40 protein-coding genes are annotated in these 17907 nt (G+C 50.7%); 17 read left to right on the forward strand and 23 right to left on the reverse strand.

What is annotated here, in order from left to right:
- Positions 1 to 81: 81 nt before the first annotated feature.
- The gene (gene fliE / locus PZBJ_RS20100; protein WP_008105389.1) at positions 82 to 393 is read left to right on the forward strand and encodes a flagellar hook-basal body complex protein FliE; all 312 of its coding nucleotides are present in this window, start codon (positions 82 to 84) and stop codon (positions 391 to 393) included.
- 28 nt (positions 394 to 421) lie between these two features.
- Here the strand turns inward: fliE and PZBJ_RS20105 are convergent, their stop codons facing one another.
- The 17 genes from PZBJ_RS20105 to PZBJ_RS20180 form a co-directional block, all read right to left on the reverse strand.
- On the reverse strand, positions 422 to 1708 hold the full coding sequence (locus PZBJ_RS20105) for a site-specific integrase (RefSeq protein WP_101763957.1): 1287 nt from the start codon (positions 1706 to 1708) through the stop codon (positions 422 to 424).
- Positions 1709 to 1739: 31 nt separating this feature from the next.
- Positions 1740 to 1988, reverse strand: coding sequence for an excisionase family protein (gene xisR / locus PZBJ_RS20110; RefSeq protein WP_101763958.1), 249 nt, complete (start codon positions 1986 to 1988; stop codon positions 1740 to 1742).
- 173 nt (positions 1989 to 2161) lie between these two features.
- A complete protein-coding gene (locus PZBJ_RS20115) occupies positions 2162 to 2824 on the reverse strand; it encodes an MT-A70 family methyltransferase (protein ID WP_101763959.1) in 663 nt (220 codons plus the stop codon).
- The gene (locus tag PZBJ_RS20120; RefSeq protein ID WP_101763960.1) at positions 2821 to 3045 is read right to left on the reverse strand and encodes a hypothetical protein; all 225 of its coding nucleotides are present in this window, start codon (positions 3043 to 3045) and stop codon (positions 2821 to 2823) included. Before PZBJ_RS20120 ends, PZBJ_RS20115 begins: the two co-directional genes overlap by 4 nt.
- The gene (locus PZBJ_RS20125) at positions 3042 to 3254 is read right to left on the reverse strand and encodes a hypothetical protein (protein WP_101763961.1); all 213 of its coding nucleotides are present in this window, start codon (positions 3252 to 3254) and stop codon (positions 3042 to 3044) included. The genes PZBJ_RS20120 and PZBJ_RS20125 overlap by 4 nt, the downstream gene beginning before the upstream one ends.
- A 45-nt stretch (positions 3255 to 3299) precedes the next feature.
- On the reverse strand, positions 3300 to 3569 hold the full coding sequence (locus tag PZBJ_RS20130; protein ID WP_101763962.1) for a hypothetical protein: 270 nt from the start codon (positions 3567 to 3569) through the stop codon (positions 3300 to 3302).
- Between the two features lie 93 nt (positions 3570 to 3662).
- A complete protein-coding gene (locus PZBJ_RS20135) occupies positions 3663 to 3896 on the reverse strand; it encodes a hypothetical protein (protein WP_101763963.1) in 234 nt (77 codons plus the stop codon).
- Positions 3893 to 4426, reverse strand: coding sequence for a DUF551 domain-containing protein (locus tag PZBJ_RS20140; protein WP_158238616.1), 534 nt, complete (start codon positions 4424 to 4426; stop codon positions 3893 to 3895). The genes PZBJ_RS20135 and PZBJ_RS20140 overlap by 4 nt, the downstream gene beginning before the upstream one ends.
- A 106-nt stretch (positions 4427 to 4532) precedes the next feature.
- The gene (locus tag PZBJ_RS20145; protein ID WP_101763965.1) at positions 4533 to 4892 is read right to left on the reverse strand and encodes a hypothetical protein; all 360 of its coding nucleotides are present in this window, start codon (positions 4890 to 4892) and stop codon (positions 4533 to 4535) included.
- A complete protein-coding gene (locus PZBJ_RS20150) occupies positions 4885 to 5361 on the reverse strand; it encodes an XF1762 family protein (protein ID WP_101763966.1) in 477 nt (158 codons plus the stop codon). Before PZBJ_RS20150 ends, PZBJ_RS20145 begins: the two co-directional genes overlap by 8 nt.
- Positions 5361 to 5762 carry a hypothetical protein gene (locus PZBJ_RS20155; RefSeq protein ID WP_101763967.1) on the reverse strand — a complete coding sequence of 134 codons (402 nt, stop codon included), beginning with the start codon at positions 5760 to 5762 and terminating at the stop codon, positions 5361 to 5363. Before PZBJ_RS20155 ends, PZBJ_RS20150 begins: the two co-directional genes overlap by 1 nt.
- Positions 5763 to 5830: 68 nt before the next feature.
- Positions 5831 to 6154 carry a hypothetical protein gene (locus tag PZBJ_RS20160; protein WP_101763968.1) on the reverse strand — a complete coding sequence of 108 codons (324 nt, stop codon included), beginning with the start codon at positions 6152 to 6154 and terminating at the stop codon, positions 5831 to 5833.
- A 26-nt stretch (positions 6155 to 6180) separates the two neighbouring features.
- Positions 6181 to 6579, reverse strand: a complete 399-nt coding sequence (locus PZBJ_RS20165; RefSeq protein ID WP_101763969.1) for a single-stranded DNA-binding protein — start codon at positions 6577 to 6579, stop codon at positions 6181 to 6183.
- On the reverse strand, positions 6579 to 7208 hold the full coding sequence (locus tag PZBJ_RS20170) for an ERF family protein (RefSeq protein WP_101763970.1): 630 nt from the start codon (positions 7206 to 7208) through the stop codon (positions 6579 to 6581). The genes PZBJ_RS20165 and PZBJ_RS20170 overlap by 1 nt, the downstream gene beginning before the upstream one ends.
- Complete coding sequence (locus PZBJ_RS24165; RefSeq protein ID WP_158238617.1) at positions 7195 to 7353, reverse strand: hypothetical protein; 159 nt, start codon at positions 7351 to 7353, stop codon at positions 7195 to 7197. Before PZBJ_RS24165 ends, PZBJ_RS20170 begins: the two co-directional genes overlap by 14 nt.
- A gap of 273 nt (positions 7354 to 7626) precedes the next feature.
- Positions 7627 to 7821: a protease FtsH-inhibitory lysogeny factor CIII gene (locus tag PZBJ_RS20175; protein WP_338064771.1), complete on the reverse strand. Its 195-nt coding sequence runs from the start codon at positions 7819 to 7821 to the stop codon at positions 7627 to 7629.
- A gap of 106 nt (positions 7822 to 7927) precedes the next feature.
- A complete protein-coding gene (locus tag PZBJ_RS20180) occupies positions 7928 to 8173 on the reverse strand; it encodes a DUF551 domain-containing protein (RefSeq protein WP_101763972.1) in 246 nt (81 codons plus the stop codon).
- A 97-nt stretch (positions 8174 to 8270) separates the two neighbouring features.
- Between PZBJ_RS20180 and PZBJ_RS20185 the strand changes: the two genes are divergently transcribed.
- Entirely contained in the window at positions 8271 to 8396 is a 126-nt protein-coding gene (locus PZBJ_RS20185) for a DUF2256 domain-containing protein (protein WP_072930066.1), read from the forward strand.
- A 13-nt stretch (positions 8397 to 8409) separates the two neighbouring features.
- On the opposite strand, the gene PZBJ_RS20190 is transcribed toward PZBJ_RS20185, so the two are convergent.
- The 6 genes from PZBJ_RS20190 to PZBJ_RS20215 all read right to left on the reverse strand — a co-directional run bounded on the left by PZBJ_RS20190 (position 8410) and on the right by PZBJ_RS20215 (position 11345).
- Complete coding sequence (locus PZBJ_RS20190; protein ID WP_101763973.1) at positions 8410 to 8763, reverse strand: hypothetical protein; 354 nt, start codon at positions 8761 to 8763, stop codon at positions 8410 to 8412.
- Between the two features lie 420 nt (positions 8764 to 9183).
- Positions 9184 to 9378: a hypothetical protein gene (locus PZBJ_RS20200; protein WP_101763975.1), complete on the reverse strand. Its 195-nt coding sequence runs from the start codon at positions 9376 to 9378 to the stop codon at positions 9184 to 9186.
- Positions 9379 to 9457: 79 nt separating this feature from the next.
- Complete coding sequence (locus PZBJ_RS20205; protein ID WP_101763976.1) at positions 9458 to 9784, reverse strand: hypothetical protein; 327 nt, start codon at positions 9782 to 9784, stop codon at positions 9458 to 9460.
- 117 nt (positions 9785 to 9901) lie between these two features.
- Entirely contained in the window at positions 9902 to 10063 is a 162-nt protein-coding gene (locus tag PZBJ_RS24170; protein ID WP_158238618.1) for a hypothetical protein, read from the reverse strand.
- A gap of 5 nt (positions 10064 to 10068) precedes the next feature.
- Positions 10069 to 10371, reverse strand: a complete 303-nt coding sequence (locus PZBJ_RS20210; RefSeq protein WP_101763977.1) for a transcriptional antitermination N peptide — start codon at positions 10369 to 10371, stop codon at positions 10069 to 10071.
- Between the two features lie 344 nt (positions 10372 to 10715).
- Positions 10716 to 11345, reverse strand: a complete 630-nt coding sequence (locus PZBJ_RS20215) for a LexA family protein (RefSeq protein WP_101763978.1) — start codon at positions 11343 to 11345, stop codon at positions 10716 to 10718.
- Between the two features lie 100 nt (positions 11346 to 11445).
- Between PZBJ_RS20215 and PZBJ_RS20220 the strand changes: the two genes are divergently transcribed.
- From PZBJ_RS20220 to PZBJ_RS20285, 15 genes are all read left to right on the forward strand, one after another.
- Positions 11446 to 11664: a helix-turn-helix domain-containing protein gene (locus PZBJ_RS20220; protein WP_101763979.1), complete on the forward strand. Its 219-nt coding sequence runs from the start codon at positions 11446 to 11448 to the stop codon at positions 11662 to 11664.
- Positions 11665 to 11785: 121 nt separating this feature from the next.
- A complete protein-coding gene (locus tag PZBJ_RS20225) occupies positions 11786 to 12073 on the forward strand; it encodes a CII family transcriptional regulator (protein ID WP_101763980.1) in 288 nt (95 codons plus the stop codon).
- Between the two features lie 34 nt (positions 12074 to 12107).
- Positions 12108 to 12521 carry a hypothetical protein gene (locus tag PZBJ_RS20230; protein ID WP_101763981.1) on the forward strand — a complete coding sequence of 138 codons (414 nt, stop codon included), beginning with the start codon at positions 12108 to 12110 and terminating at the stop codon, positions 12519 to 12521.
- 26 nt (positions 12522 to 12547) lie between these two features.
- Positions 12548 to 13405, forward strand: coding sequence for a replication protein (locus tag PZBJ_RS20235; RefSeq protein WP_101763982.1), 858 nt, complete (start codon positions 12548 to 12550; stop codon positions 13403 to 13405).
- A 1-nt stretch (position 13406) separates the two neighbouring features.
- The gene (locus PZBJ_RS20240; RefSeq protein ID WP_101763983.1) at positions 13407 to 14762 is read left to right on the forward strand and encodes a replicative DNA helicase; all 1356 of its coding nucleotides are present in this window, start codon (positions 13407 to 13409) and stop codon (positions 14760 to 14762) included.
- On the forward strand, positions 14755 to 14940 hold the full coding sequence (locus tag PZBJ_RS20245; RefSeq protein WP_101763984.1) for a hypothetical protein: 186 nt from the start codon (positions 14755 to 14757) through the stop codon (positions 14938 to 14940). The genes PZBJ_RS20240 and PZBJ_RS20245 overlap by 8 nt, the downstream gene beginning before the upstream one ends.
- Positions 14940 to 15131: a hypothetical protein gene (locus PZBJ_RS20250; protein ID WP_101763985.1), complete on the forward strand. Its 192-nt coding sequence runs from the start codon at positions 14940 to 14942 to the stop codon at positions 15129 to 15131. Before PZBJ_RS20245 ends, PZBJ_RS20250 begins: the two co-directional genes overlap by 1 nt.
- Complete coding sequence (locus PZBJ_RS24175) at positions 15128 to 15292, forward strand: hypothetical protein (RefSeq protein ID WP_158238619.1); 165 nt, start codon at positions 15128 to 15130, stop codon at positions 15290 to 15292. Before PZBJ_RS20250 ends, PZBJ_RS24175 begins: the two co-directional genes overlap by 4 nt.
- Before the next feature lie 2 nt (positions 15293 to 15294).
- On the forward strand, positions 15295 to 15648 hold the full coding sequence (locus PZBJ_RS20255; RefSeq protein ID WP_101763986.1) for a hypothetical protein: 354 nt from the start codon (positions 15295 to 15297) through the stop codon (positions 15646 to 15648).
- Positions 15629 to 15910 (forward strand): hypothetical protein, encoded by a 282-nt coding sequence (locus PZBJ_RS20260; RefSeq protein WP_101763987.1) that lies wholly within the window; start codon positions 15629 to 15631, stop codon positions 15908 to 15910. The genes PZBJ_RS20255 and PZBJ_RS20260 overlap by 20 nt, the downstream gene beginning before the upstream one ends.
- 416 nt (positions 15911 to 16326) lie before the next feature.
- Positions 16327 to 16506 (forward strand): hypothetical protein, encoded by a 180-nt coding sequence (locus tag PZBJ_RS20265; RefSeq protein WP_101763988.1) that lies wholly within the window; start codon positions 16327 to 16329, stop codon positions 16504 to 16506.
- Positions 16507 to 16508: 2 nt separating this feature from the next.
- Complete coding sequence (locus tag PZBJ_RS20270) at positions 16509 to 16931, forward strand: NinB/YbcN family protein (protein ID WP_101763989.1); 423 nt, start codon at positions 16509 to 16511, stop codon at positions 16929 to 16931.
- Positions 16924 to 17211, forward strand: coding sequence for a hypothetical protein (locus PZBJ_RS20275; protein ID WP_101763990.1), 288 nt, complete (start codon positions 16924 to 16926; stop codon positions 17209 to 17211). Before PZBJ_RS20270 ends, PZBJ_RS20275 begins: the two co-directional genes overlap by 8 nt.
- The gene (locus PZBJ_RS20280) at positions 17208 to 17414 is read left to right on the forward strand and encodes a hypothetical protein (protein WP_101763991.1); all 207 of its coding nucleotides are present in this window, start codon (positions 17208 to 17210) and stop codon (positions 17412 to 17414) included. Before PZBJ_RS20275 ends, PZBJ_RS20280 begins: the two co-directional genes overlap by 4 nt.
- On the forward strand, positions 17414 to 17764 hold the full coding sequence (locus PZBJ_RS20285) for a phage protein NinX family protein (protein WP_158238620.1): 351 nt from the start codon (positions 17414 to 17416) through the stop codon (positions 17762 to 17764). Before PZBJ_RS20280 ends, PZBJ_RS20285 begins: the two co-directional genes overlap by 1 nt.
- The last annotated feature ends 143 nt before the right edge of the window (positions 17765 to 17907 follow it).

Genomic DNA, 17907 nt, shown 5'->3' on the forward strand with positions numbered 1-17907 from the left:
ATTTAGCGCCTTTGTCCTATTGACAGTGTGTTAACTTTCTCATCGTGAAAATTTAATCACTTCTTCATTAGGGGTCAGGCAATGTCAATTCAGGCGATTGAGGGTGTGCTGCAGCAGCTGCAGATGACGTCTCTGCAGGCCAGCGGTAAACAAGCGGAGTCCACTAATCAGGTCGATTTCAGTGCCACCATGAAAGCAGCACTCGACAAGATCAGCGAAACCCAGACAACGGCTCGCGCTCAGGCACAGGATTTCGAAATGGGTAAACCGGGCATCCAGTTAAATGATGTGATGGTCGATCTGCAAAAATCCTCTATTTCCATGCAGATGGGCGTGCAGGTGCGTAACAAACTGGTGTCGGCGTATACCGATATCATGAGTATGCAAGTGTAGTGGGGTAACTTACTGAAGGGGTTTGAAATTATCCTCCTGATGCTTTGCGGTAGGGCATATGTAGGGCAACGTCAGCAAATTTTGAATTAATCAGGCTGACTTGCTCATCGTTGTTTTCCTGCATCCATGTTCCGTAAACCAGGTAGACCATTTGCGAATTGGCGTGTCCCATTTGTGCGGCTACATAATTTGGGTTTGCGCCAGCAGCTAGAGACCAGCATGCGAATGTGTGCCTGGACTGGTATGCCTTACGATGTCGAACGCCTGCCTTTTTCAGCGCACCTGTCCATGTCTGACGTAGTGACGCAACAGAGTAATAATCTCCCGCTCGGCTGTTGATCGCAAAAAGGCGAGGGTTGAATACGAATGTGCATTCCTCATCTTCTGCTGAATTGTATTCCCGCGTCTCGACCTTGATGATCGATGGACGGTTCATTCTTGTAAGCTCCATCTGGTCGCGCAATATTTCAATTGCGGGATTCACCAGACAGACCTTGCGGTTTGTGCTCGACCTTGTTTTGGGTGGGGTAAATCGATCCTCATTTGTGAGGTTGCGGTTCACCATCAGGTAGCCTTCCTGCAGATCAATATCTTCCCAGGCGAGTGCGCACAATTCACCGTGACGCAGGCCAGTTAAAACGGCCAGACTCCAGAGATTAGCAATTTGACGGTTTCTGCAACACTGAATGACGCGCGGAAATTCCTCTCGGGTTAGTGGATCAGGTTTCTTCCGCTCCTTACGGAGAATGCTAATGTTTGCCATCGGGTTTTTGGTTATGTACCCATTATCCAGTGCGAATTTGAATATTGCATACAGGTCAGACATGCAGCCATTCACCGTGGCAGCCGATCTTCCTTTCTTTATTATGCTATGTTTTCTTCCTTCACATTGGTAACCGGTAAGCAGCTCGTTTCTAAGTTCCAGCAAGTGCTCGCCAGTGATGGTTTTTATCGGTCGATCCTCTCCTAACATTTCAATGGTTACTCGCATGCGCCGCTCATAAGTGCAGTAGGTGCTGTGAGCTATCTCCGTTTGTTTCAGCTTCAGCCATTTTTGGGCAACCTGCTTTATTGTGAACCTTTCATCCTCCCTTACTTCTCCTTTAAATAGCTGTGACTCGGGGAAGCTATCGCGGTAATCGAAAGTGCCTGTCTTGATCTGGTAAACGATGTTTGCCCGAAGCTCTCCTGCCAACTTTCTGTTCTTTGGGGTATCTGGCACGCTCAGCTGCTCCCTGCGCCTGGCTCCCTGCCATGTGAACCAGATGCGCAGGTTGTTGCCATTAGCCTCAACCCCGGTCGGGTATTTAGCCATCTCATTTCCTCGCTGTGAAAGGGAAGCACATTTAAGCAGATTTCTTGCGGGGGATCGCCGGCGGTTGCTTCTCAATCCATTTCTCTATGAGCTTCCAGTCGTAAAAACACATGCTGTTGTCATAGGGGATGCCGTCCGGCGCGACGTGTTTGTATTCTCGCCCCTCCATCCATGACACTTCGCGGGCAGTTTTGATGGTGTTTTTCTTCATGCCGGTTATCGCCATGAGTACAGATTCCGACACCCATTTACTTGGCGCCAGTTGAATAACGTTTTCCATGGATTCTCCAGTGTCGGTATATAGCAACAACTCCACCCAATCAGAGCAAATGTGACCATATAGCCACACTCACTCCTTAGGTGGTTTGCCGAGGATAAAAACGATGATTACTGCAGCGAGAAGGCTGAAATCGATGATGACCTCAGCCGGGGTGATGTCTTCGCAGGTGGTGGTCATGCTGCTGCGTCCGATCGTGCTCCAGGCAGGATCGCTACACCGGGCAGTAGCTCGATATCGTTACGTGGGTTTTCATTCCCCCAGTGATGCCAGCCAGCAGCGTCGCCGCGGCTAAAAAGCTCAATGCGAGGAACGTCACCATAAAGTAACTCAAGCCGGTGTCTCGCCTCCCATGGCTTCGCGCTATGCTCACTAAGCGGGCTGTAAATCACCTGCTTAACTGATGCATTAATCCTTTCAATGCCCGCACCGCGAACAGCGATCAGCATGTCTTCCGAGTTGGCTCTGGTGTAGTTTCCACCGTTCATTCTTGTTTGCGCGTTAAGCAGATTCAGCAGATCAAAAAAGTCCTCGACCTCGCCAGCCGCCAGCGCCTTGTTGATATGCTGCTCAGCCAGTTGGTTCAGCTTCACCCAAGTGAAACCTTTCATCGTCCTGACCTTGAATCCCCACGCCTCTGCTAACTGCACGGCTTCTGCGTTATGGGTCCCGGTGTACCACATCGCCAGAACTGCGTCGTCGGCCGCAATATCCCAGACCGGCAGCCGCTTGATATCCGCGATCGCCATCGTCTGGTAATGGTCGGCTGCTGCGCCGTTGCTGATGGTGTTGCTATACGCCCAGGGCGGATCGCAGTAGATGAGTCTGTATCGATTCACTGTCGCGCTTCCTTTTCAATCTGACGCACGTAATGGACCAGCCAGGCTTTTGGCCGGAACGTATTGGGCGGCAGGCAGATGATGGTTTTGGCGTGCTTATCAAGAAGTGTCGTGATGATACGGTCGTGTTCTGATTTGGGCTTGCCGTCAATGGCGGTTAGTATTTCCGTTCTGCACTTACGCGCTACGGCCCTTAACGCGTTTTCAGTCTGCGGTGTCATGCCACCTTTCTGTGCTGCTGAGCACGCTCAATGCGCTCATAATCATCTTTGCATTCAGGGCAGCAGAAGAAGCCCTTATCCACTTTCTCGCCGCAGTCGCCGTTCTGGCATAGACCTGTGAATGTCATCGTCGGCCTCTGCCGGTTAGCCAGCGCAATTTGCGTGTTGAGCATTTCTAGTTCTGAGGCTTGGTCGAGTTCGTCAGACATGATTTATCTCCAAAATTTGGGCGTAAAAAAACCTGCCGGAGCAGGTTAGATTTTTTGATTGCTTAGTCTGAATATGTATTGGCGGTAATTTCCACCGATATACTGATACTCGCCAGAGAATGTTCCCGGCAAACCTGTATCCTGAACGTCAACGACGCTATCCAGCGGGATGGCTTCTAAGTGAGCTATCTCACCACCCTCTCTCTCAATAACAATAATTGACTCACGCCATTCTGGCTTACCAACATGCCTGCCGTAAGCGTCGGGATAGCTCACACCATTAATGGATATATCAATTTTTTGAAAACTTGCCATCGTTTGCATTCCTTTTGATTGGTCAGAATATTATGACAGGATAAATCATCGACTAACCCATAAGAAACTTTACTGCTATCGGTAGGTGAGCACTCAAGTGGCGCTGTCGATGGGTTTGCGGTAGAGCGGCAGCGTGCACGCAAGGCTTTTGCTTCTTTTGGCAAGTATGTGCGGTTCAAATTGCTCAACGTCCGTGCGATTAACCCAAGCCGCCGGCTCACTAAACGCCTTCCGCAGCGCCAGTAACTCCTTAACTGCATCACGCAATATCTGCGCATCAGCATGACCTAGCGTGTATCCCGCCTTGATATCGTCTGGATTAATCATTCTTCCTCCGGAGCCACTGGTAGTGGCATCCAGTGGGTGATTTTCTCTGCGTCAATATCACCATAATTAGACCACTCAACCCACGGACGCGGCATATATCCCCTGCGGCACTCACAGGTTCCTACCTTCTTTCCGTCTGTCACAATAACTTCAACTTCACTGATATGCTCATCCGATAACTCCAATGGCATCTTATCGCTCACCTTCACCCACTCTGCACCACCTGTGGCACATATAGACTCTATTGGTGCTGTGTGTGGTACATCAATGCGCAACTCTTCAATGCAATCCTGCCAAACATCATGGGCTACTGTTACGCCTGTGCTTCTGTGGTCGTACATCTGCTCGCATAGTGCAACCAGCGCATTGGGCGGCACCTCAGGAAGCTTCAAAGCCGGGCTTGCAGGTTGGGTGAGTGCGGCAAGTGCGATGCGGTAAACATCTTCACCCCAGCCGATGCCTCCGTGTTCTTCGTAGTCTTTCAGCACGCTATTAATGTGCTCGATTAGAGTTTGACCCTCTTTGCTCATGAGTAAGCCTCCACAAGTCCAAGCACGATGAAGATGAAGGCCACGGCTATCGCGAGCATGCATCCTAAGAAACCAAGAAATTGCCACTCGTACGACTCAAGCTTTCTCATGACTTCACCTCGCATCCGGCGGCGCGGATGGCTGAAATAACTTCATCTGCTGTAAACCACGGCTTTCCATCCTCGCAATAAGTCACCGCTCCCAACTCAATCGGCTTCAGCTCTGTCACTGGCGGCACTACGTATAGATGATTAATTCCTTCCGGCAACAACCCCAAGTCCGGTCGCTCATCACCTTCAATTCGCCCTGAGTTAGTCCAATCATCTCCCTCAATTTCAACGAAGAATACCGGCTTAGCCTCAAGGCACGGCAACAGCGCCTTAGCCATAGCGAGCACCATCTCGGAATGGTCTTGCGGATTGGCGATAACGTCTTCGCAATGTGCTTTTAGTTGCTGGTTAGTCATGGTTGGCTCCTTTTATTTTTATTTCCCACAGCACTCTATCGACACCGCCATTACCCACCGGGTCTCGCATATCTTTCAGCGCGACACTTGAGGCGGACCAGCCAGGCCGCGCGGGTATATCTCTGACTTTGACAAATCCAGAGGCTCGTAAAGATGCTCCCGACTCATCCGCCTGCGTGTAAGTAATGCATCGCTCGTAGCCCATAGCTTTTGCAGCTCGCCATACTGCTCCATAGAGCATCGAATTGGCATTGCGTGAGCCATCTGTACAAGTGCGATTTACCTCCAAAGTCAGCCCATTATCAAAGTGGCGAGCGACCGGGCGACCAGCGCAGGCAACGCCAATCAACTCACCATTTTCATTTTTAAGGCCGATGCTGAACTTATGCCCACGGGGTGGTTTATTATGCCGGTGATAATCAAGCACGAACTTTTGAGCTTGTTTAAGGGTGATGGGTGATATGTACATCACACACCTCCTTCGGTGCTGCCGGCGCGTAGTTGGGCGGCGAAATCTTCAGCTCGGCTTTCGACCTGATAGTCGTACCATTCCCGAAGATGAACGCCGCATGCAATTGCACCCTCCGCCCGCACCTCGTTGAGGATGGCGTCAGTGGCTGGGGAAAAGTTGCATGCATCCCTCAAGGCTGGCATGCATTTATCCATGAGTCGTTCCATACTTCCGGTATCTGCTGCCGCCCAATGTTGAACCGCAGATTTTCCTGCATCCCTCAGGTCCACATTCTCTGCCAGCACCGCATCCAGCTTCTGCTGCAGGGCGGCGTAGTCTTCGTAAAAGACATAAACGCCCCTGTCATCGAAGAAAGGCAATCCCTTGTGGTCAATCTCTACACGCTTAACTTCACTCATCACTCTTTCCCCTCATTCGCCAACCGGGTACAGGCCAGCGTCGATTAATCTGGCGCGGCGCTGTGCCGCTACTCTTGTCTTATTGCACCAAAGCGTCCGCGAATGGTGTTCGTAAAGTCGCGCCATTCGTAATCGTCGACTTTCTTCGTCACGATGATTTGTGGCAGCGGTGGGCGCTTCGACATTTCGTAATGCTCACGCCGCTCAATCTCTTTGATGTAGAGCGATTCTTTTCGCTCAGGCGTTAACAGGCGAGGGTGGTCAGCGCCGGCAGCCTGTGCCTGCAAGGCCGCCATCACCCCATCCAGCACTTCCTGCTTACGGCGCTTTATCTCTTCGTCAGCTGCATCCAGGCGTGACAAATGCGCCGGTTGTACCGGTGAATGGTTCATGATGGAGGCCTTATTGGTGGGTTAAATCAGAAGGGAATATCCGGATCAAACTGATTGGATGCGGTAGATTGCCCACGAGCTTGCGGCTGATTCGATGGCGCTCCGTTTCCCGCTTGTTTCGGTGGCAGGTCGATGTCACGAACCAGAATTGTGGGGATAGACGCCTTGCTGCCGTCATCGCGATCCCACTCTTCAAGAACAAACTCACCGCTTACCGTAACCTTCGCGCCCTTGGTGATGCTCTGAGTTAATTTCTCGGCCATCGCGCCGAACATTTTGCACTGCAGCCAGGAGGTTTTCTCTTTGTCGCCAAAGCCAGATTTGGCCGGCAGAGAGAAGGTGGCGATGTGCTTGCCATTCGGGGTGACGCGCAAAACGGCATCCTTGCCGACGTTGCCGGATATTGTGATCACATTGATTGGCATTATGCTGCTGCTCCTTCCAATTCTGATTTCCTGATGTCATAAACTTCTTTCGCCTTTTTCTGCTCTGGCGTGCCATCAAGCATTTGCCATGCTTCACCAAACGCCTGTTTCAAATCTTCCAGCGTTGACTTCTTCATGGCGGCCTCAGTGAACGCAGCCAGCGCTGCATCCGGCGCAGGCTTGGCTTTTTGTTGTGGCGCCACATGATGGACTTCTGCATCAGGATCAACTGCGGTTTCTTCCGTAGGAATACAGAAAGCCTGAAACGCTGCGTACTTGTAGGCGATCGACATAGCCTTGTTGGTCGCCTTGTCGCCGCTATCCATGGCTTCACCGTATGTCGTCACGGTATGAATGCTGCCGTCTTCAGTGGCAACGAAATCGAACTCAGCCTTCACCACAACGTAAAACAGGACGCCGCCTTTCTGTGTGGTTCGCTCAGTTACGGTGCGCTCTGTAATTCGGGGCAAGATTACCAGCCCGTGCTTTGCCAGCATTGGCGCCAGAGCGTTGTAAACCTGATCGATGCCGCGAAACTGGAAGTTCTGCTGCACGTTCTTGCGGTCCTTGCTAATGCCTTTCTCAGCCATTTCCTTGGCTACAGCGCTAATCGCCTTATAGACGCTCATTCATGCCTCCCATCATTTCAAACTGGCGTTCCGTGCGGTGATCGGCAATCGCATCCTTTGCGGCTTGCTCGTATGTCAAATGGTCGGACAGGTCGCCAAGCGCACCCTGCATGAATTCAATAAACGCTGCATCGTCTTCGCTCATGCCGCTGCCTTAGTATGAAGGGTGACAATGTGACGGCGCGTTGTGGCTGCCATCATCTGTAAGTGCGCTGCTGACTCACGATCACCAGTGCTGCGGCTCTCTTTAGCCAGCAAAAGGTAATGGCGGTGCCATGAGATAAGCGCGATACGTGACTGAGGGAATTTCATTTGATAGCTCTCCGTAACAGATTCATCGCCACCGCCCACTTGGCAGGGCTGCTATACAGGACGGCTTCACGCGAAAGCTCCTGAGCCTTTCTGAAATGACGTGTTCTCATAGCGGGTTACCTGGTTGATTCAGTGTGTCGATAAGAGAGCGCCATCCCGAGCGGAGGCGGCGAACGAGGCGGTCAAGTTGTGATTCGTTGTGTTGGGTGAAACCCACGACGGGTCCACCCACGATGGCGTAGTTCATCATGGGTTCCTGAAAATTTAGGTTGGTTGGTGTTGGAAAAAAGAAGCCCAGCATTGCGCCGGGCGTAAGGATGTAACGTTCTATTTGTTGCTCAAGGGCTCGACTCTTAAGCGTTGGTGACTAGCACCTTCATGGCCTGTAATCACAAGCCATTGCGCTGCTAGTCTGTGGGTAATTTGGGGTATGGCATCCAATGCGTGATGCCACTATGGAGGTACCTTTTTGTGTATAACTGTTCGCCATTCACGCTCAGACCATTTGTTACATCACCAAAGTAATCTTGGACATGCACGCAATCGTAACCGCCAACCGGGAATCCATACTGGTCACCACCAGTTGCCGAATACACCAGGCACAAATCATCGATTAACTCGGGAAGTTGCTCACTACATTTAATCCACTCCATCTCTATCTCCTGTCAGTTGTTACTGGCCACATCGTTGCGACCACTCTAAATTCATCTAAAATAATCCCTCTGCATCACTTTCCAGATGAGGTGCTTTATGAAGAAAAGTGAACTACCAACCAAAATCTGCACCGTGTGTGGGCGGCCTTTCACATGGCGTAAAAAGTGGGAGAAGTGCTGGGATGAAGTGCGTAAGTGCTCGGAGCGATGCCGGAGGCAGTGAGCGTTGTCAGTTGTTACTGGCCCAATGCCTTTTTATCCAGCAAGCCGATGTCATAAAATTCCTTTGCCTCAACATGATCGACAAGGCGACCATTTACCGTGTTAGCAGCAGCACTAAACGCGCTACCCGGCTGAAACCAGCCCGTCTCTTTTTCTCTCTCGGTGAGCTCTCTGGTATCTAAACTGCTAATTTCAGATGCCTCACAAGCCGGGCAATGATACGGCCCGCACTGAACCATCCCAATACCCACATCACAGTGGTCAGCCACGCAGTGCTCATAACTGCAATAGGGGCATATTGCTTCGTCGGGGTTCCATATACTTCCGTTACTAGTGCTGAATTTGTGCTTCCCTATGCCAGTGCTCATACGCCCCCTCCAGCTATCATCGCCAACCCCATCAGCAACACAGTCACTACCCAGCAGATAATGCAATCTTGTGTGCTCATGGTTTTGGCCTTTGTGTAGGTAAAAAGAAACCCGCTCGGGGGGGGCTATTTATCTTTGTGAAGGCTCAGCGCCGACACGCGGGGCCAGTAATACTTAGGCTTTGCGCGTGAGCTGGGTTTTGGTCCAACGCACACTACATAGCTCTCTTCTTTGCGAGGCGCGCCGCCACCGCTCAGTGTCGGAAATTTTGAAGAAGATATTGGCTTTCCTGCCGGTATAACCTCCACAACATTGCCTATCTTCTTTGTGAATCCGCCATTAGCCTGGCTGGTCCATGAAACTTCATCGCCTAACTTAAATGCCATACTCACCTCTTATCAGTTCTGCTGATTCCACACCCTAGAAGTTGTCGCGGTATAATTCACGAAGTGCTTCGACCAGCTTCGATTCATCGATTGCCATCGCATCTTCATCGCCATCTTCAATCCAAACCTGTCCGTCACCGAAGTTACTGATGGTGAAGTCGCCGATTGTCACAGCGTCAGCTTTGCCGGTCTCGGATGATGGGTTGCACTCTGTTTTGCAAAATCTCATGTTTAATCCTCAGTTTTAGTTGTGCTGCGTCCACTCTGTTTAGTGAACAGGTGGCGTAAAAAAAGGCCGCCTAAGCGACCTATGCGTTTGTGATGTAATTGCGCGCGCCCGTTTTACCCGACCGCAGGACATATTCTTCGTACAGCGGGTTAGTGGTTGCGACAACCCGACTCGTCAGCGGCTTGAGTAGCTCGTACATAACGCTAGCAAAGGTCGCACGATCATTGCTTCCAAGCGTCATGTGCTGAATCGCCAGGCGGCTATGATTCGTGAAGTAAGCGACAATCTCCTCATGGATAACTGCCCTCACTTCTGATTCCGACATTGCCGCGGTTACTTTCTCTTTCACGCCGATGACGACATATGGCGCCACTTGTTTAAACTGGTTGAGAATGGCTTCCATCATTACCTCGCCGTCACGTTGTCTTTAGATTTCCGATAGCCAGCTGCGAACTGAGCCACATCCGGCAAACAAACCCCTCCACCTTTCTGCTTATCAAGCAGACTAGGGGAGGAGGTGGCGCTAACCGAGGCCAATTGCCGTGTCGCATACCAGCATTAACTGGCAGTCAGGATTGATTTCATTGAGTCTGGAAACGGTTTCTTCTGCCGCCTCTTCGTCCTCTGCTGCGATATTGAAAGCGAACAAAAGCACCTCATTCTGAAAAACCGCCACTTCAAACATTCTATTTACCTCGCCGTCAGTACTTCAGCCGTTTTGCGATGGCCTGCGTTATAAATTGCAACCTGCGGGATGCACATCCCACTCTCGATTTCGCTTCCCAGATACTTCGCCGCACCCGCCAGAATCTGCTTGTGATACTCCGTATCGGTGTCGACTGCCTTCACTACACGATCTGCCGGCTTGCGGTTCAGCGTGAGGATAGGGCGGCACGCTGGTGATGCTTTCACGCCAACCAACAGGGGGTTGGCTTGCTTCCATGCCGATTGCTTCTCAGCACGAGCTGCACGGCGTTTTTCTTGTGCATTCATGGTCATTCTCCTGTCAGTTAGCTTTGGTGTTGTGGTGGCATCCTGGACCAGCTATCGCTGAGACCTGCACGAAGTAGCTACCCACCACAACCCAAAGCTTGCTGCTTTGAATGTTTGCGCTTTTTCAGCGCTATCTGTTAAGGAGCAGGGACTGCATCTCTTGTCCCGTTGTTGCTTCAGCGTCCTGCTGTGTGACTAAAGATACAGATAAAACTGTATTATCGTCAACAGGTAAAACTGTATTATTTGTGAATTCAGAGGTATCAAACTGTATTTGAAGGGAAATAAATTTGTATTGGGCGAAAAAAAACCGCCTTTCGGCGGCTTGTTTGCAATATGAGTGGTTAACGTTTGCGGCGGTAGATGCGATGCTCAACCATTGTGCCGATAATCTTGATTGCGTGATCGGAACTAGCCATGGTTGGGTAGTCGTTGTTCAGTGGAACCAGCTCGAAGTGTTGCTTACCTTCAGAGAAGAACGTGGGGCGATACTTTTTGAAAGTGGCCTCATGTTCACCATTCTTAGCCACAACGAATTCACCTGGTGCTGGCTCTATCTCCGGGTCAACGACAATAACATCCCCGGCCTTAAAATCAGGCTCCATCGAGTCACCAACGATCTTTAGAGCGAAGGTATACTGTGACCAATCCATGTCGGTCAGGACGTATTCAAAGCTGCCGTCCATTGCCTCTATTGCTGGTTTAGTGGCGAGTGCCCCAGCCTGCACATAGTTAATCAAGGGAATCCTCCTTGTATTCACCTCGCTAACTGGCACGAAGGTGCCTCCATTCATAAGCCAAGCTGGCTCACATTTCAGGGCATCAGCCATACCAACAATATTGCGAGGTTTGAGGGTCTTTCCATCCTCAATACTAGCCCATGATTGTTGCGTGATGCCCGCTTTTTCTGCCACATCGGTCTGAGTGAGACCGAGCTCTAATCTTCTCTGCTTAACCCGATCTGCAAGGCTCATATGTTCCTCTCCATTTACACACAAGCTTCACAGTTAAAGCTGTAATTGACAAACAGAACTAACTGTTAGAGAATACAGATAAAACTGTGGAGGTGAGTTTATGGATACTATTTCTCAACGCCTCAAACAGAAGCGCATGGAGTTAAATCTTACTCAGGCGCAGTTAGCTGAGAAAGCTGGCATGAAGCAGCAATCGTTACAGCGAATTGAAGATGGTACGACCCAACGTCCACGCTTCCTGTTTGAACTGGCCTTAGCGCTCAAGTGTGATCCGCTCTGGTTGATGTACGGCAACAAAGGTGGCAGTAAGGCCGCCTAATCTTTCCCGCTCTTAAACATCCCCGCCCTGAAAAAGGGCAGTAATCAAACAAACGATTCAATGACGTGACTGCACTCCGCAATGTCACGCAATTACTTATTCAACAAAGGAATATTACGCAATGGAACAAGCAACTCAAAGCAAGAACGCGCGCCGAATCGAGTCGGCACTACTGAATAAGCTGGCATCAATCAGCCAGAAAACCTTCGCTGAAAGGCTGGGTATTGCCGAGTACCAGGTAAGCCGCATGAAGAAAAATTTCTTCCGGCAGATGAGCATGGCAATCGACATTCTGGAATACGGGATTGTTGATGATGACGCGGCGCAGCTGGCTAAAGCAGTGGCGAAAGAAGTGGCCCTGATTCTGGGCAAAGAAAAAGCGCCGAATGCTGGAACATTCGACGCCTGATGCGAAATGACTGGATCAAATCACAGGGGTAATTATGCCAAAGAAACCTAAACCTGACCAGGTAAATAAATTAAGCGCCGGCGACCTGTTCGAGACGGTTTATCCGTTTCGAATGGTGACCAACGAATATGAAAACTGGGAAAGAAAAGTCGTCACTGAAGAGAAATGGATCGGCGGGTGCCACAAGTTCTATGAGCCATCCGATTGCGGTTACGGAGAGACAACCTTCTACCGTGCAGACGGTGAGGGCAAGCGTGTTTTAGAAGTTCTTTCCGTGGCTGACATGCCCGGCAATTGGCAGAGAAGGGTCATCTATTGCTGCCACCTCATTCAGCCAGACGGCGTTACCAGGAAGGGCAGAAAAGCCCACACGGTAACAGAAGGGCGCTTCGTAGAAATGACGAAGGGTTATTTCGCTGAATACGAAGTGGAGTCAATTGATGGTTAATTACAAAAGCTTTGGCGGGGTGAGCTATGAGTAACCTTGCCCATGACAACGTTTCACCAATCAGGCCTGATTTGCAGGTCGTGGAGCGCCGTGTGGTCGATACCGATAATGGTTATACCAGAATCGCTAACGAGCTACTGGAGGCTATCGCAAGCGCCGATTTAACAGCGCGTCAGTTGAAGATCATGATGGCTTACATTCGTAAAACATACGGCTTCAACAAGAAAACAGATCGCATTGCTGATGAGCAGATCGCCCAACTTACCGGGCTGTCCAGGCAGAACGTCAACAAGGCAAAAAAAGAGCTGCTTTCAATGAATTGCCTGTTAATGGAAGGGAGTCAAATCGGGGTTAACAAAGAGGTTTCAGCGTGGCAATTCAGTAAGTGTCTCCAAGTTAGCAACCTTGTCTCTAATCTGGAGACAAAAAAAGTCTCTAAGTTAGAGACAGTTCAAGTCTCTAAACCAGAGACACACAAAAGACATTCTTTAAATACAAAAGACAATACCCCTAAATCCCCAGAGGGGAGTCGTTCGAATTCCGAAGAAAACAAACCCCAGCCTGTCAGCAAATATCACTTCGACCGTGACCGAATCAAAGACACATGGAATCGCAAAGCCGAACACTTTGGCTTGCCAAAAATCATGAGCGTCAGCGTTACCACGGAGAAGGGACTCAAGCGCCTGTACGACTCGCACCTGAAGCATTGCAAAGAGACCGGCCGCCCTGTTCAGCAAATAGACACATTCATCAACGGTTACATCGAGTACGGCTACGTGCCGTCTGCTTACGCCTGCGGTGATAATCCGGCCGGTAAGAAGTACGGCATTGAAACAGCTCTGCGTCAGGAGAGAATCGACAAAATCATCAGCCAGGAGGCCTGAAATGGACAGTTTAGACTTCGAAGAGCAGTTGATCGGCGCAATGCTCATCAAGGGCGATCACGTTGACTGCCGCGACATCGCCAGCAAATTGCCGGTGGAGTCGTTCGCTAATCACCACCTGCGCAGCATGTATCAGGCGATCGTCACTCTGCTGGACAAGGCCGAGCCAATCGACCCATTCACCGTGCGCGATTCGATTCACGAAAGCAGCCGTGATTACGTGCTCAGCATTGCCTCACAGTGCCGTACCGCCGCAAACATCAAAGCCTGGGCTAAACGTGTTCGCCAATGCTGGATGCTCCGCAAGGGCGTTGAAGAGCTGACCAAAGCATCACAGCTGCTGGCCAGCGCCAACACTCAGAACATCAACGAGAGCATTGCATCAGCAACCGGCATCCTGTCCCGGCTTCAGTTCGAGACCAACGATAAGCTGCCGCGCCGCATCGGCGAGATGATCCCCGATTACTTCAACGTTCTGGAAGAGCGCATGAAGGGCACTGATTCTGGCCTGTACCTGCAGACCGGCATAGAGGCGCTGGATAACGAATATGGCGGCTTTGACCGTACCGACCTGATCGTCATCGCTGGCCGTCCCGGCATGGGTAAGACTGAGCTGGCCATCAACATCTCCAACTCAATCGGCCGGCAGAAGGGCAAAGGGTTGCTGATCTCGATGGAAATGTCAGAGACGCAGGTGGTAGAGCGCCACATTGCCGATCGCGGCGGCATCTCAATCGGCACGCTGCGTAACCCGCTAGGCATGAGCCAGGAGGATTACACCAGGCTGACCGGCGCAACCGGAACGCTGATGGACGAAACAAACTTCGTGCTGGTTGGCTCGTTCACCATCGATGAAATCATCTCTCAGGCCGAACGCATGAACATGGACGGCGGACTTAGCTTCCTGGCCATCGACTACCTCGGTCTTATTCCAATGCCGAAAGCCGAACGCGCTGACCTGGCCATCGGTGAAATCACCCGCAAGCTCAAGCAGTTCTGCCTGCGCAACAAAGTGCCGGTCATCCTGCTTGCTCAGCTCAACCGTAACGTTGACGGCCGTGCTGATAAGCGACCAAACATGGGCGACCTCGCTGGTTCCAGTTCCATTGAGAAAGACGCTGATGTAATCGTGTTCCCGTACAGGGACGAGATTTACAACGAGAACAGCGACCTCAAAGGTCTGGCTGAAATCATCATCGGCAAGTACCGCTCTGGCCAGCCCAAGACGTTCTACATGGGCTGGAAGAATGGCCACTTCGTCAACGTCGATCAGCAGACGGCCGCGCAGCAGTATTCGGACAACAAAAACAAAGAGCAGCCCGCCAACGACTGGCGCTACGGAGGCAGCAATGAGTAATCGAAGCAAAGAAGACCAGCTCGCCATGGAGCGCGCTAAAGGAATGCTTTACCGCATAGCCGCCGAATTGACGCTGGTCACAGCCGAAAACGAAGAGGAGCAGCTGCGACTGGATAGCGCCAGAAGAATGGCTGCTGACAATGCCTTACGCCTTGAAGACCACCTGAGGGGGTTCTGATGATTCTCGATGACGAAGATGTATTAACCATTGCCTCGTACTTTTACGCGGACAACCCGCAGGCTCAAAGCATCACGATTGAGCTGCATAAGCTCGAAGAGCTGCACATGCGTAGCGCTGCATCGCACGTTCATCTCGCACTGCTGTTTGCATCCGGCAAGCTTTTCTCTGGCAAGAGGACTGCGTCATGACACAGGTAATTCACGGACTGCCTCGCGAGGAATTATTGCAGGAGGTTTTCAGAAACTCATCGGTATCAGAAGCGGTGAAGAAAATCGTCACTCAAGCCAGAGCAGAGCGCGATTCCCGTTCCGAAAAAGGCGGCAAGAGCAAAACTAAGGGGGGATTTTGAAAATGGCATTTGTATCTATGTTGAGCATGACCAAAAAACAAAAGTACGGGCGTAACCTGAAAGCGTTTGTGCGGTTCAGGATGACGAAGGTTGGAGCAGCGGGGTCATTTAGCAAAGAAACGAACCTTCGTGGAAAGAGGGTGGATATCCAAATCGACGAAGAGACGGGACGCATCCGATGCAAAGAAGACGAAAACGGAAACCGGGTTGGCAACATTAACGGTCAATTTGGATTCTCGAAAGCATTGGTCAAAGTTGTTGGAGTGGACCGAATTTATCTGGAGCCTTCTGATGATGGGTGGTGGTACGGCAGCTATGAAGATCAAGGAGTCACCGATGAACAAACTAACCGCTGACAAGTGCAGGGAAATAATCGGAGTTTTAAGGTTCCACCAAAGCAAGTTAGGGGAGCTTTCAATTCAGGATGAATACAAGCTTCAGGCTATGGAGATAGCACTGGAAAAGCTGGAAAAGCAAGAGTGTGGTAACGCTGAAAACAACATCATCACTACGCCTCCGCACATTCTTGAGAAGAAATGGGCAGAGCATTTCGGATTAAACGCTGAGACACCAACGGACACCTACCGGCAGATTGAAAATGATGGGAGGGAAGGATGAAGATTCCATTACCAGGGCGACACGGCGGTTGGTGGCTTTGCTTTTGCTTAATTCCGAAAAGCGTAGCGTGCTGGGGCTATGACAAATTCTGGAACGACCAGCCATATTACTCGTTCACTTTGCACCGCTTCAGCATTCAATGGTGGTGGCGATGATTGATTTCGTAACGCTGATGCTAGTAATCGCACCTCTGGGTTTAGCTCAGCTTCACAGCGAAGGAAAGCTAAACATCCGTGGCTTACTGATTGAGCCGCTAATGACGATTGTGAATATGTTTCGGAGGGATAAGCGCAAATGAACCAGTTCACCAACCATCAAACCAGCGGCGATGATTGCCGTGAATTCATCCTTCCGCATTCGTTCATGAATCGTGAACACATCCGTAGCGTGAACAACTAACCAGCCGGGAGTAGCCCATGAGCAACGTAATCCCACTCCGTCCTAAGCATCAACCCATCAAAGACTCTCACTCAGCGGTGCTAACAGTTCTGCAGATGATTCGCGAAGGCGGTCACAGCAAGCAGAGCATCGAGCTGCTGCTGAGCGCTGTAGCCGACAACCTCTATGACTACGTGGAGACAATCGAAGGGAGGTAAAAATGCAGGATTTCGTATTGCACGAGTCCAATAAAAAACAGTTCTGGCAAATCCTTCAACAAATTATCCCTACCGGCAAACGCTGGCGAATAAAAATCACTGAGTACCGCGAAAAGCGATCACTCCCGCAAAACAGCCTCATGTGGAAATGGAACAACGAAGTCGCCGACCAGCTAACAGCTACCGGTGCGTCGAGTTTCGTTGACGAAGAGGTGCACGAGTGGCTCAAGGATATGTTTTGCCCTGCCAAGCCAGTGACCATTGCAGGACTAACCAGATACATCAAATCAACCCGACTACTCGATACCGGTGAAATGCATCACTACCTCTCAGAAATAGACCGCTGGGCTCACCAGAAGGGCCTGCGATTGACTATCCCCGGAGACAGTGAGTATCAGGTGATGAAGGATAAACAGAATGGGTAAACCGTATAGCAAGGAAGAAATCAGCAAGGTCAGGAAGCTATCTAAAACCAAAACAGCAGCACAGGTAGGAGAGATGCTAGGGCGCAGCGTAATAAGCATTCAACAAATAGCCTTTAAGCACAAAATCGGTTTTGGAGAAAAATGTCAGCGGCGTTACACCGCTAAGGATCTAAGCAACATCCTTCGTTGTAAAGCGGAAGGCATGACGTACCGGCAAGTTGCAGAGGCGACGGGCGTTAATTACTACAGCTGCATGTATCTGCACCGGAGGTATGGATGAAGCGAACATGGTTCACCCACCCGGAACCGCTCGACACCACCACCGCAAACGAACTTATTCAGCGCTACACCTCCCGGCAGATTCAAACCAAAAAGACGCTCGCATTCGATCCGAAGTTCTGGCTCGTTTCCGCGCTGCTGCCTGAATACCGCCACGAACCTAAACCAAGCAAGCAATATCAGAACTCAATATGGAGCCAGTGATGGATTACAGCAAACTTACGGACTTTGAAATTAACAAGCGTGTGCTGGCGATTAAATCGGGCATGAAACCTCTCAACTACGCGCATAACGCCGACAATCGTTCAGCTGGCATGGTTGATGTGAACAAAAATTATCACTGGTTTGATTTCTGCAACGATTGGGCTTCTGCAGGGCCAATCATTCAGCGGTCAGCAATATCTCTTCAGTCGCCTGAGTCAGCAGGAACGGAAGAGTGGTTTGCTCAGTCCTGGCGATGGAATCAACCAAGCATAGAGTGCTACGACGCCAACCCGCGCCGCGCAGCCATGATTGTCTTCCTGAAGATGCAGGAGAAAACAGATGCCGCGTGAACGCTGCCACCGCTGCCACACCATCCTCACCAGTGAAGATAAACACTGGTACTCAGTCGCATGCGAATCGTGCGAAAAAGACCTCAAGTGGGAGGAGTATGAGCAACACAACCCCATCAAATCAGCCTACTGGCGCTGGCGAG

The organism is Pantoea endophytica, assembly GCF_002858935.1.
In the GTDB taxonomy this organism is placed as follows: domain Bacteria; phylum Pseudomonadota; class Gammaproteobacteria; order Enterobacterales; family Enterobacteriaceae; genus Pantoea; species Pantoea leporis.

Coding starts and splice junctions, on each gene's coding strand:
- fliE (WP_008105389.1), top strand. CDS start 82: ATGTCAATTCAGGCGATTGAGGGTGTGCTGCAGCAGCTGCAGATGACG.
- PZBJ_RS20105 (WP_101763957.1), bottom strand. CDS start 1,708: ATGGCTAAATACCCGACCGGGGTTGAGGCTAATGGCAACAACCTGCGC.
- xisR (WP_101763958.1), bottom strand. CDS start 1,988: ATGGAAAACGTTATTCAACTGGCGCCAAGTAAATGGGTGTCGGAATCT.
- PZBJ_RS20120 (WP_101763960.1), bottom strand. CDS start 3,045: ATGACACCGCAGACTGAAAACGCGTTAAGGGCCGTAGCGCGTAAGTGC.
- PZBJ_RS20125 (WP_101763961.1), bottom strand. CDS start 3,254: ATGTCTGACGAACTCGACCAAGCCTCAGAACTAGAAATGCTCAACACG.
- PZBJ_RS20130 (WP_101763962.1), bottom strand. CDS start 3,569: ATGGCAAGTTTTCAAAAAATTGATATATCCATTAATGGTGTGAGCTAT.
- PZBJ_RS20135 (WP_101763963.1), bottom strand. CDS start 3,896: ATGATTAATCCAGACGATATCAAGGCGGGATACACGCTAGGTCATGCT.
- PZBJ_RS20140 (WP_158238616.1), bottom strand. CDS start 4,426: ATGAGCAAAGAGGGTCAAACTCTAATCGAGCACATTAATAGCGTGCTG.
- PZBJ_RS20145 (WP_101763965.1), bottom strand. CDS start 4,892: ATGACTAACCAGCAACTAAAAGCACATTGCGAAGACGTTATCGCCAAT.
- PZBJ_RS20150 (WP_101763966.1), bottom strand. CDS start 5,361: ATGTACATATCACCCATCACCCTTAAACAAGCTCAAAAGTTCGTGCTT.
- PZBJ_RS20155 (WP_101763967.1), bottom strand. CDS start 5,762: ATGAGTGAAGTTAAGCGTGTAGAGATTGACCACAAGGGATTGCCTTTC.
- PZBJ_RS20160 (WP_101763968.1), bottom strand. CDS start 6,154: ATGAACCATTCACCGGTACAACCGGCGCATTTGTCACGCCTGGATGCA.
- PZBJ_RS20165 (WP_101763969.1), bottom strand. CDS start 6,579: ATGCCAATCAATGTGATCACAATATCCGGCAACGTCGGCAAGGATGCC.
- PZBJ_RS20170 (WP_101763970.1), bottom strand. CDS start 7,208: ATGAGCGTCTATAAGGCGATTAGCGCTGTAGCCAAGGAAATGGCTGAG.
- PZBJ_RS24165 (WP_158238617.1), bottom strand. CDS start 7,353: ATGAGCGAAGACGATGCAGCGTTTATTGAATTCATGCAGGGTGCGCTT.
- PZBJ_RS20175 (WP_338064771.1), bottom strand. CDS start 7,821: ATGCTGGGCTTCTTTTTTCCAACACCAACCAACCTAAATTTTCAGGAA.
- PZBJ_RS20180 (WP_101763972.1), bottom strand. CDS start 8,173: ATGGAGTGGATTAAATGTAGTGAGCAACTTCCCGAGTTAATCGATGAT.
- PZBJ_RS20185 (WP_072930066.1), top strand. CDS start 8,271: ATGAAGAAAAGTGAACTACCAACCAAAATCTGCACCGTGTGTGGGCGG.
- PZBJ_RS20190 (WP_101763973.1), bottom strand. CDS start 8,763: ATGAGCACTGGCATAGGGAAGCACAAATTCAGCACTAGTAACGGAAGT.
- PZBJ_RS20200 (WP_101763975.1), bottom strand. CDS start 9,378: ATGAGATTTTGCAAAACAGAGTGCAACCCATCATCCGAGACCGGCAAA.
- PZBJ_RS20205 (WP_101763976.1), bottom strand. CDS start 9,784: ATGATGGAAGCCATTCTCAACCAGTTTAAACAAGTGGCGCCATATGTC.
- PZBJ_RS24170 (WP_158238618.1), bottom strand. CDS start 10,063: ATGTTTGAAGTGGCGGTTTTTCAGAATGAGGTGCTTTTGTTCGCTTTC.
- PZBJ_RS20210 (WP_101763977.1), bottom strand. CDS start 10,371: ATGAATGCACAAGAAAAACGCCGTGCAGCTCGTGCTGAGAAGCAATCG.
- PZBJ_RS20215 (WP_101763978.1), bottom strand. CDS start 11,345: ATGAGCCTTGCAGATCGGGTTAAGCAGAGAAGATTAGAGCTCGGTCTC.
- PZBJ_RS20220 (WP_101763979.1), top strand. CDS start 11,446: ATGGATACTATTTCTCAACGCCTCAAACAGAAGCGCATGGAGTTAAAT.
- PZBJ_RS20225 (WP_101763980.1), top strand. CDS start 11,786: ATGGAACAAGCAACTCAAAGCAAGAACGCGCGCCGAATCGAGTCGGCA.
- PZBJ_RS20230 (WP_101763981.1), top strand. CDS start 12,108: ATGCCAAAGAAACCTAAACCTGACCAGGTAAATAAATTAAGCGCCGGC.
- PZBJ_RS20235 (WP_101763982.1), top strand. CDS start 12,548: ATGAGTAACCTTGCCCATGACAACGTTTCACCAATCAGGCCTGATTTG.
- PZBJ_RS20240 (WP_101763983.1), top strand. CDS start 13,407: ATGGACAGTTTAGACTTCGAAGAGCAGTTGATCGGCGCAATGCTCATC.
- PZBJ_RS20245 (WP_101763984.1), top strand. CDS start 14,755: ATGAGTAATCGAAGCAAAGAAGACCAGCTCGCCATGGAGCGCGCTAAA.
- PZBJ_RS20250 (WP_101763985.1), top strand. CDS start 14,940: ATGATTCTCGATGACGAAGATGTATTAACCATTGCCTCGTACTTTTAC.
- PZBJ_RS24175 (WP_158238619.1), top strand. CDS start 15,128: ATGACACAGGTAATTCACGGACTGCCTCGCGAGGAATTATTGCAGGAG.
- PZBJ_RS20255 (WP_101763986.1), top strand. CDS start 15,295: ATGGCATTTGTATCTATGTTGAGCATGACCAAAAAACAAAAGTACGGG.
- PZBJ_RS20260 (WP_101763987.1), top strand. CDS start 15,629: ATGAACAAACTAACCGCTGACAAGTGCAGGGAAATAATCGGAGTTTTA.
- PZBJ_RS20265 (WP_101763988.1), top strand. CDS start 16,327: ATGAGCAACGTAATCCCACTCCGTCCTAAGCATCAACCCATCAAAGAC.
- PZBJ_RS20270 (WP_101763989.1), top strand. CDS start 16,509: ATGCAGGATTTCGTATTGCACGAGTCCAATAAAAAACAGTTCTGGCAA.
- PZBJ_RS20275 (WP_101763990.1), top strand. CDS start 16,924: ATGGGTAAACCGTATAGCAAGGAAGAAATCAGCAAGGTCAGGAAGCTA.
- PZBJ_RS20280 (WP_101763991.1), top strand. CDS start 17,208: ATGAAGCGAACATGGTTCACCCACCCGGAACCGCTCGACACCACCACC.
- PZBJ_RS20285 (WP_158238620.1), top strand. CDS start 17,414: ATGGATTACAGCAAACTTACGGACTTTGAAATTAACAAGCGTGTGCTG.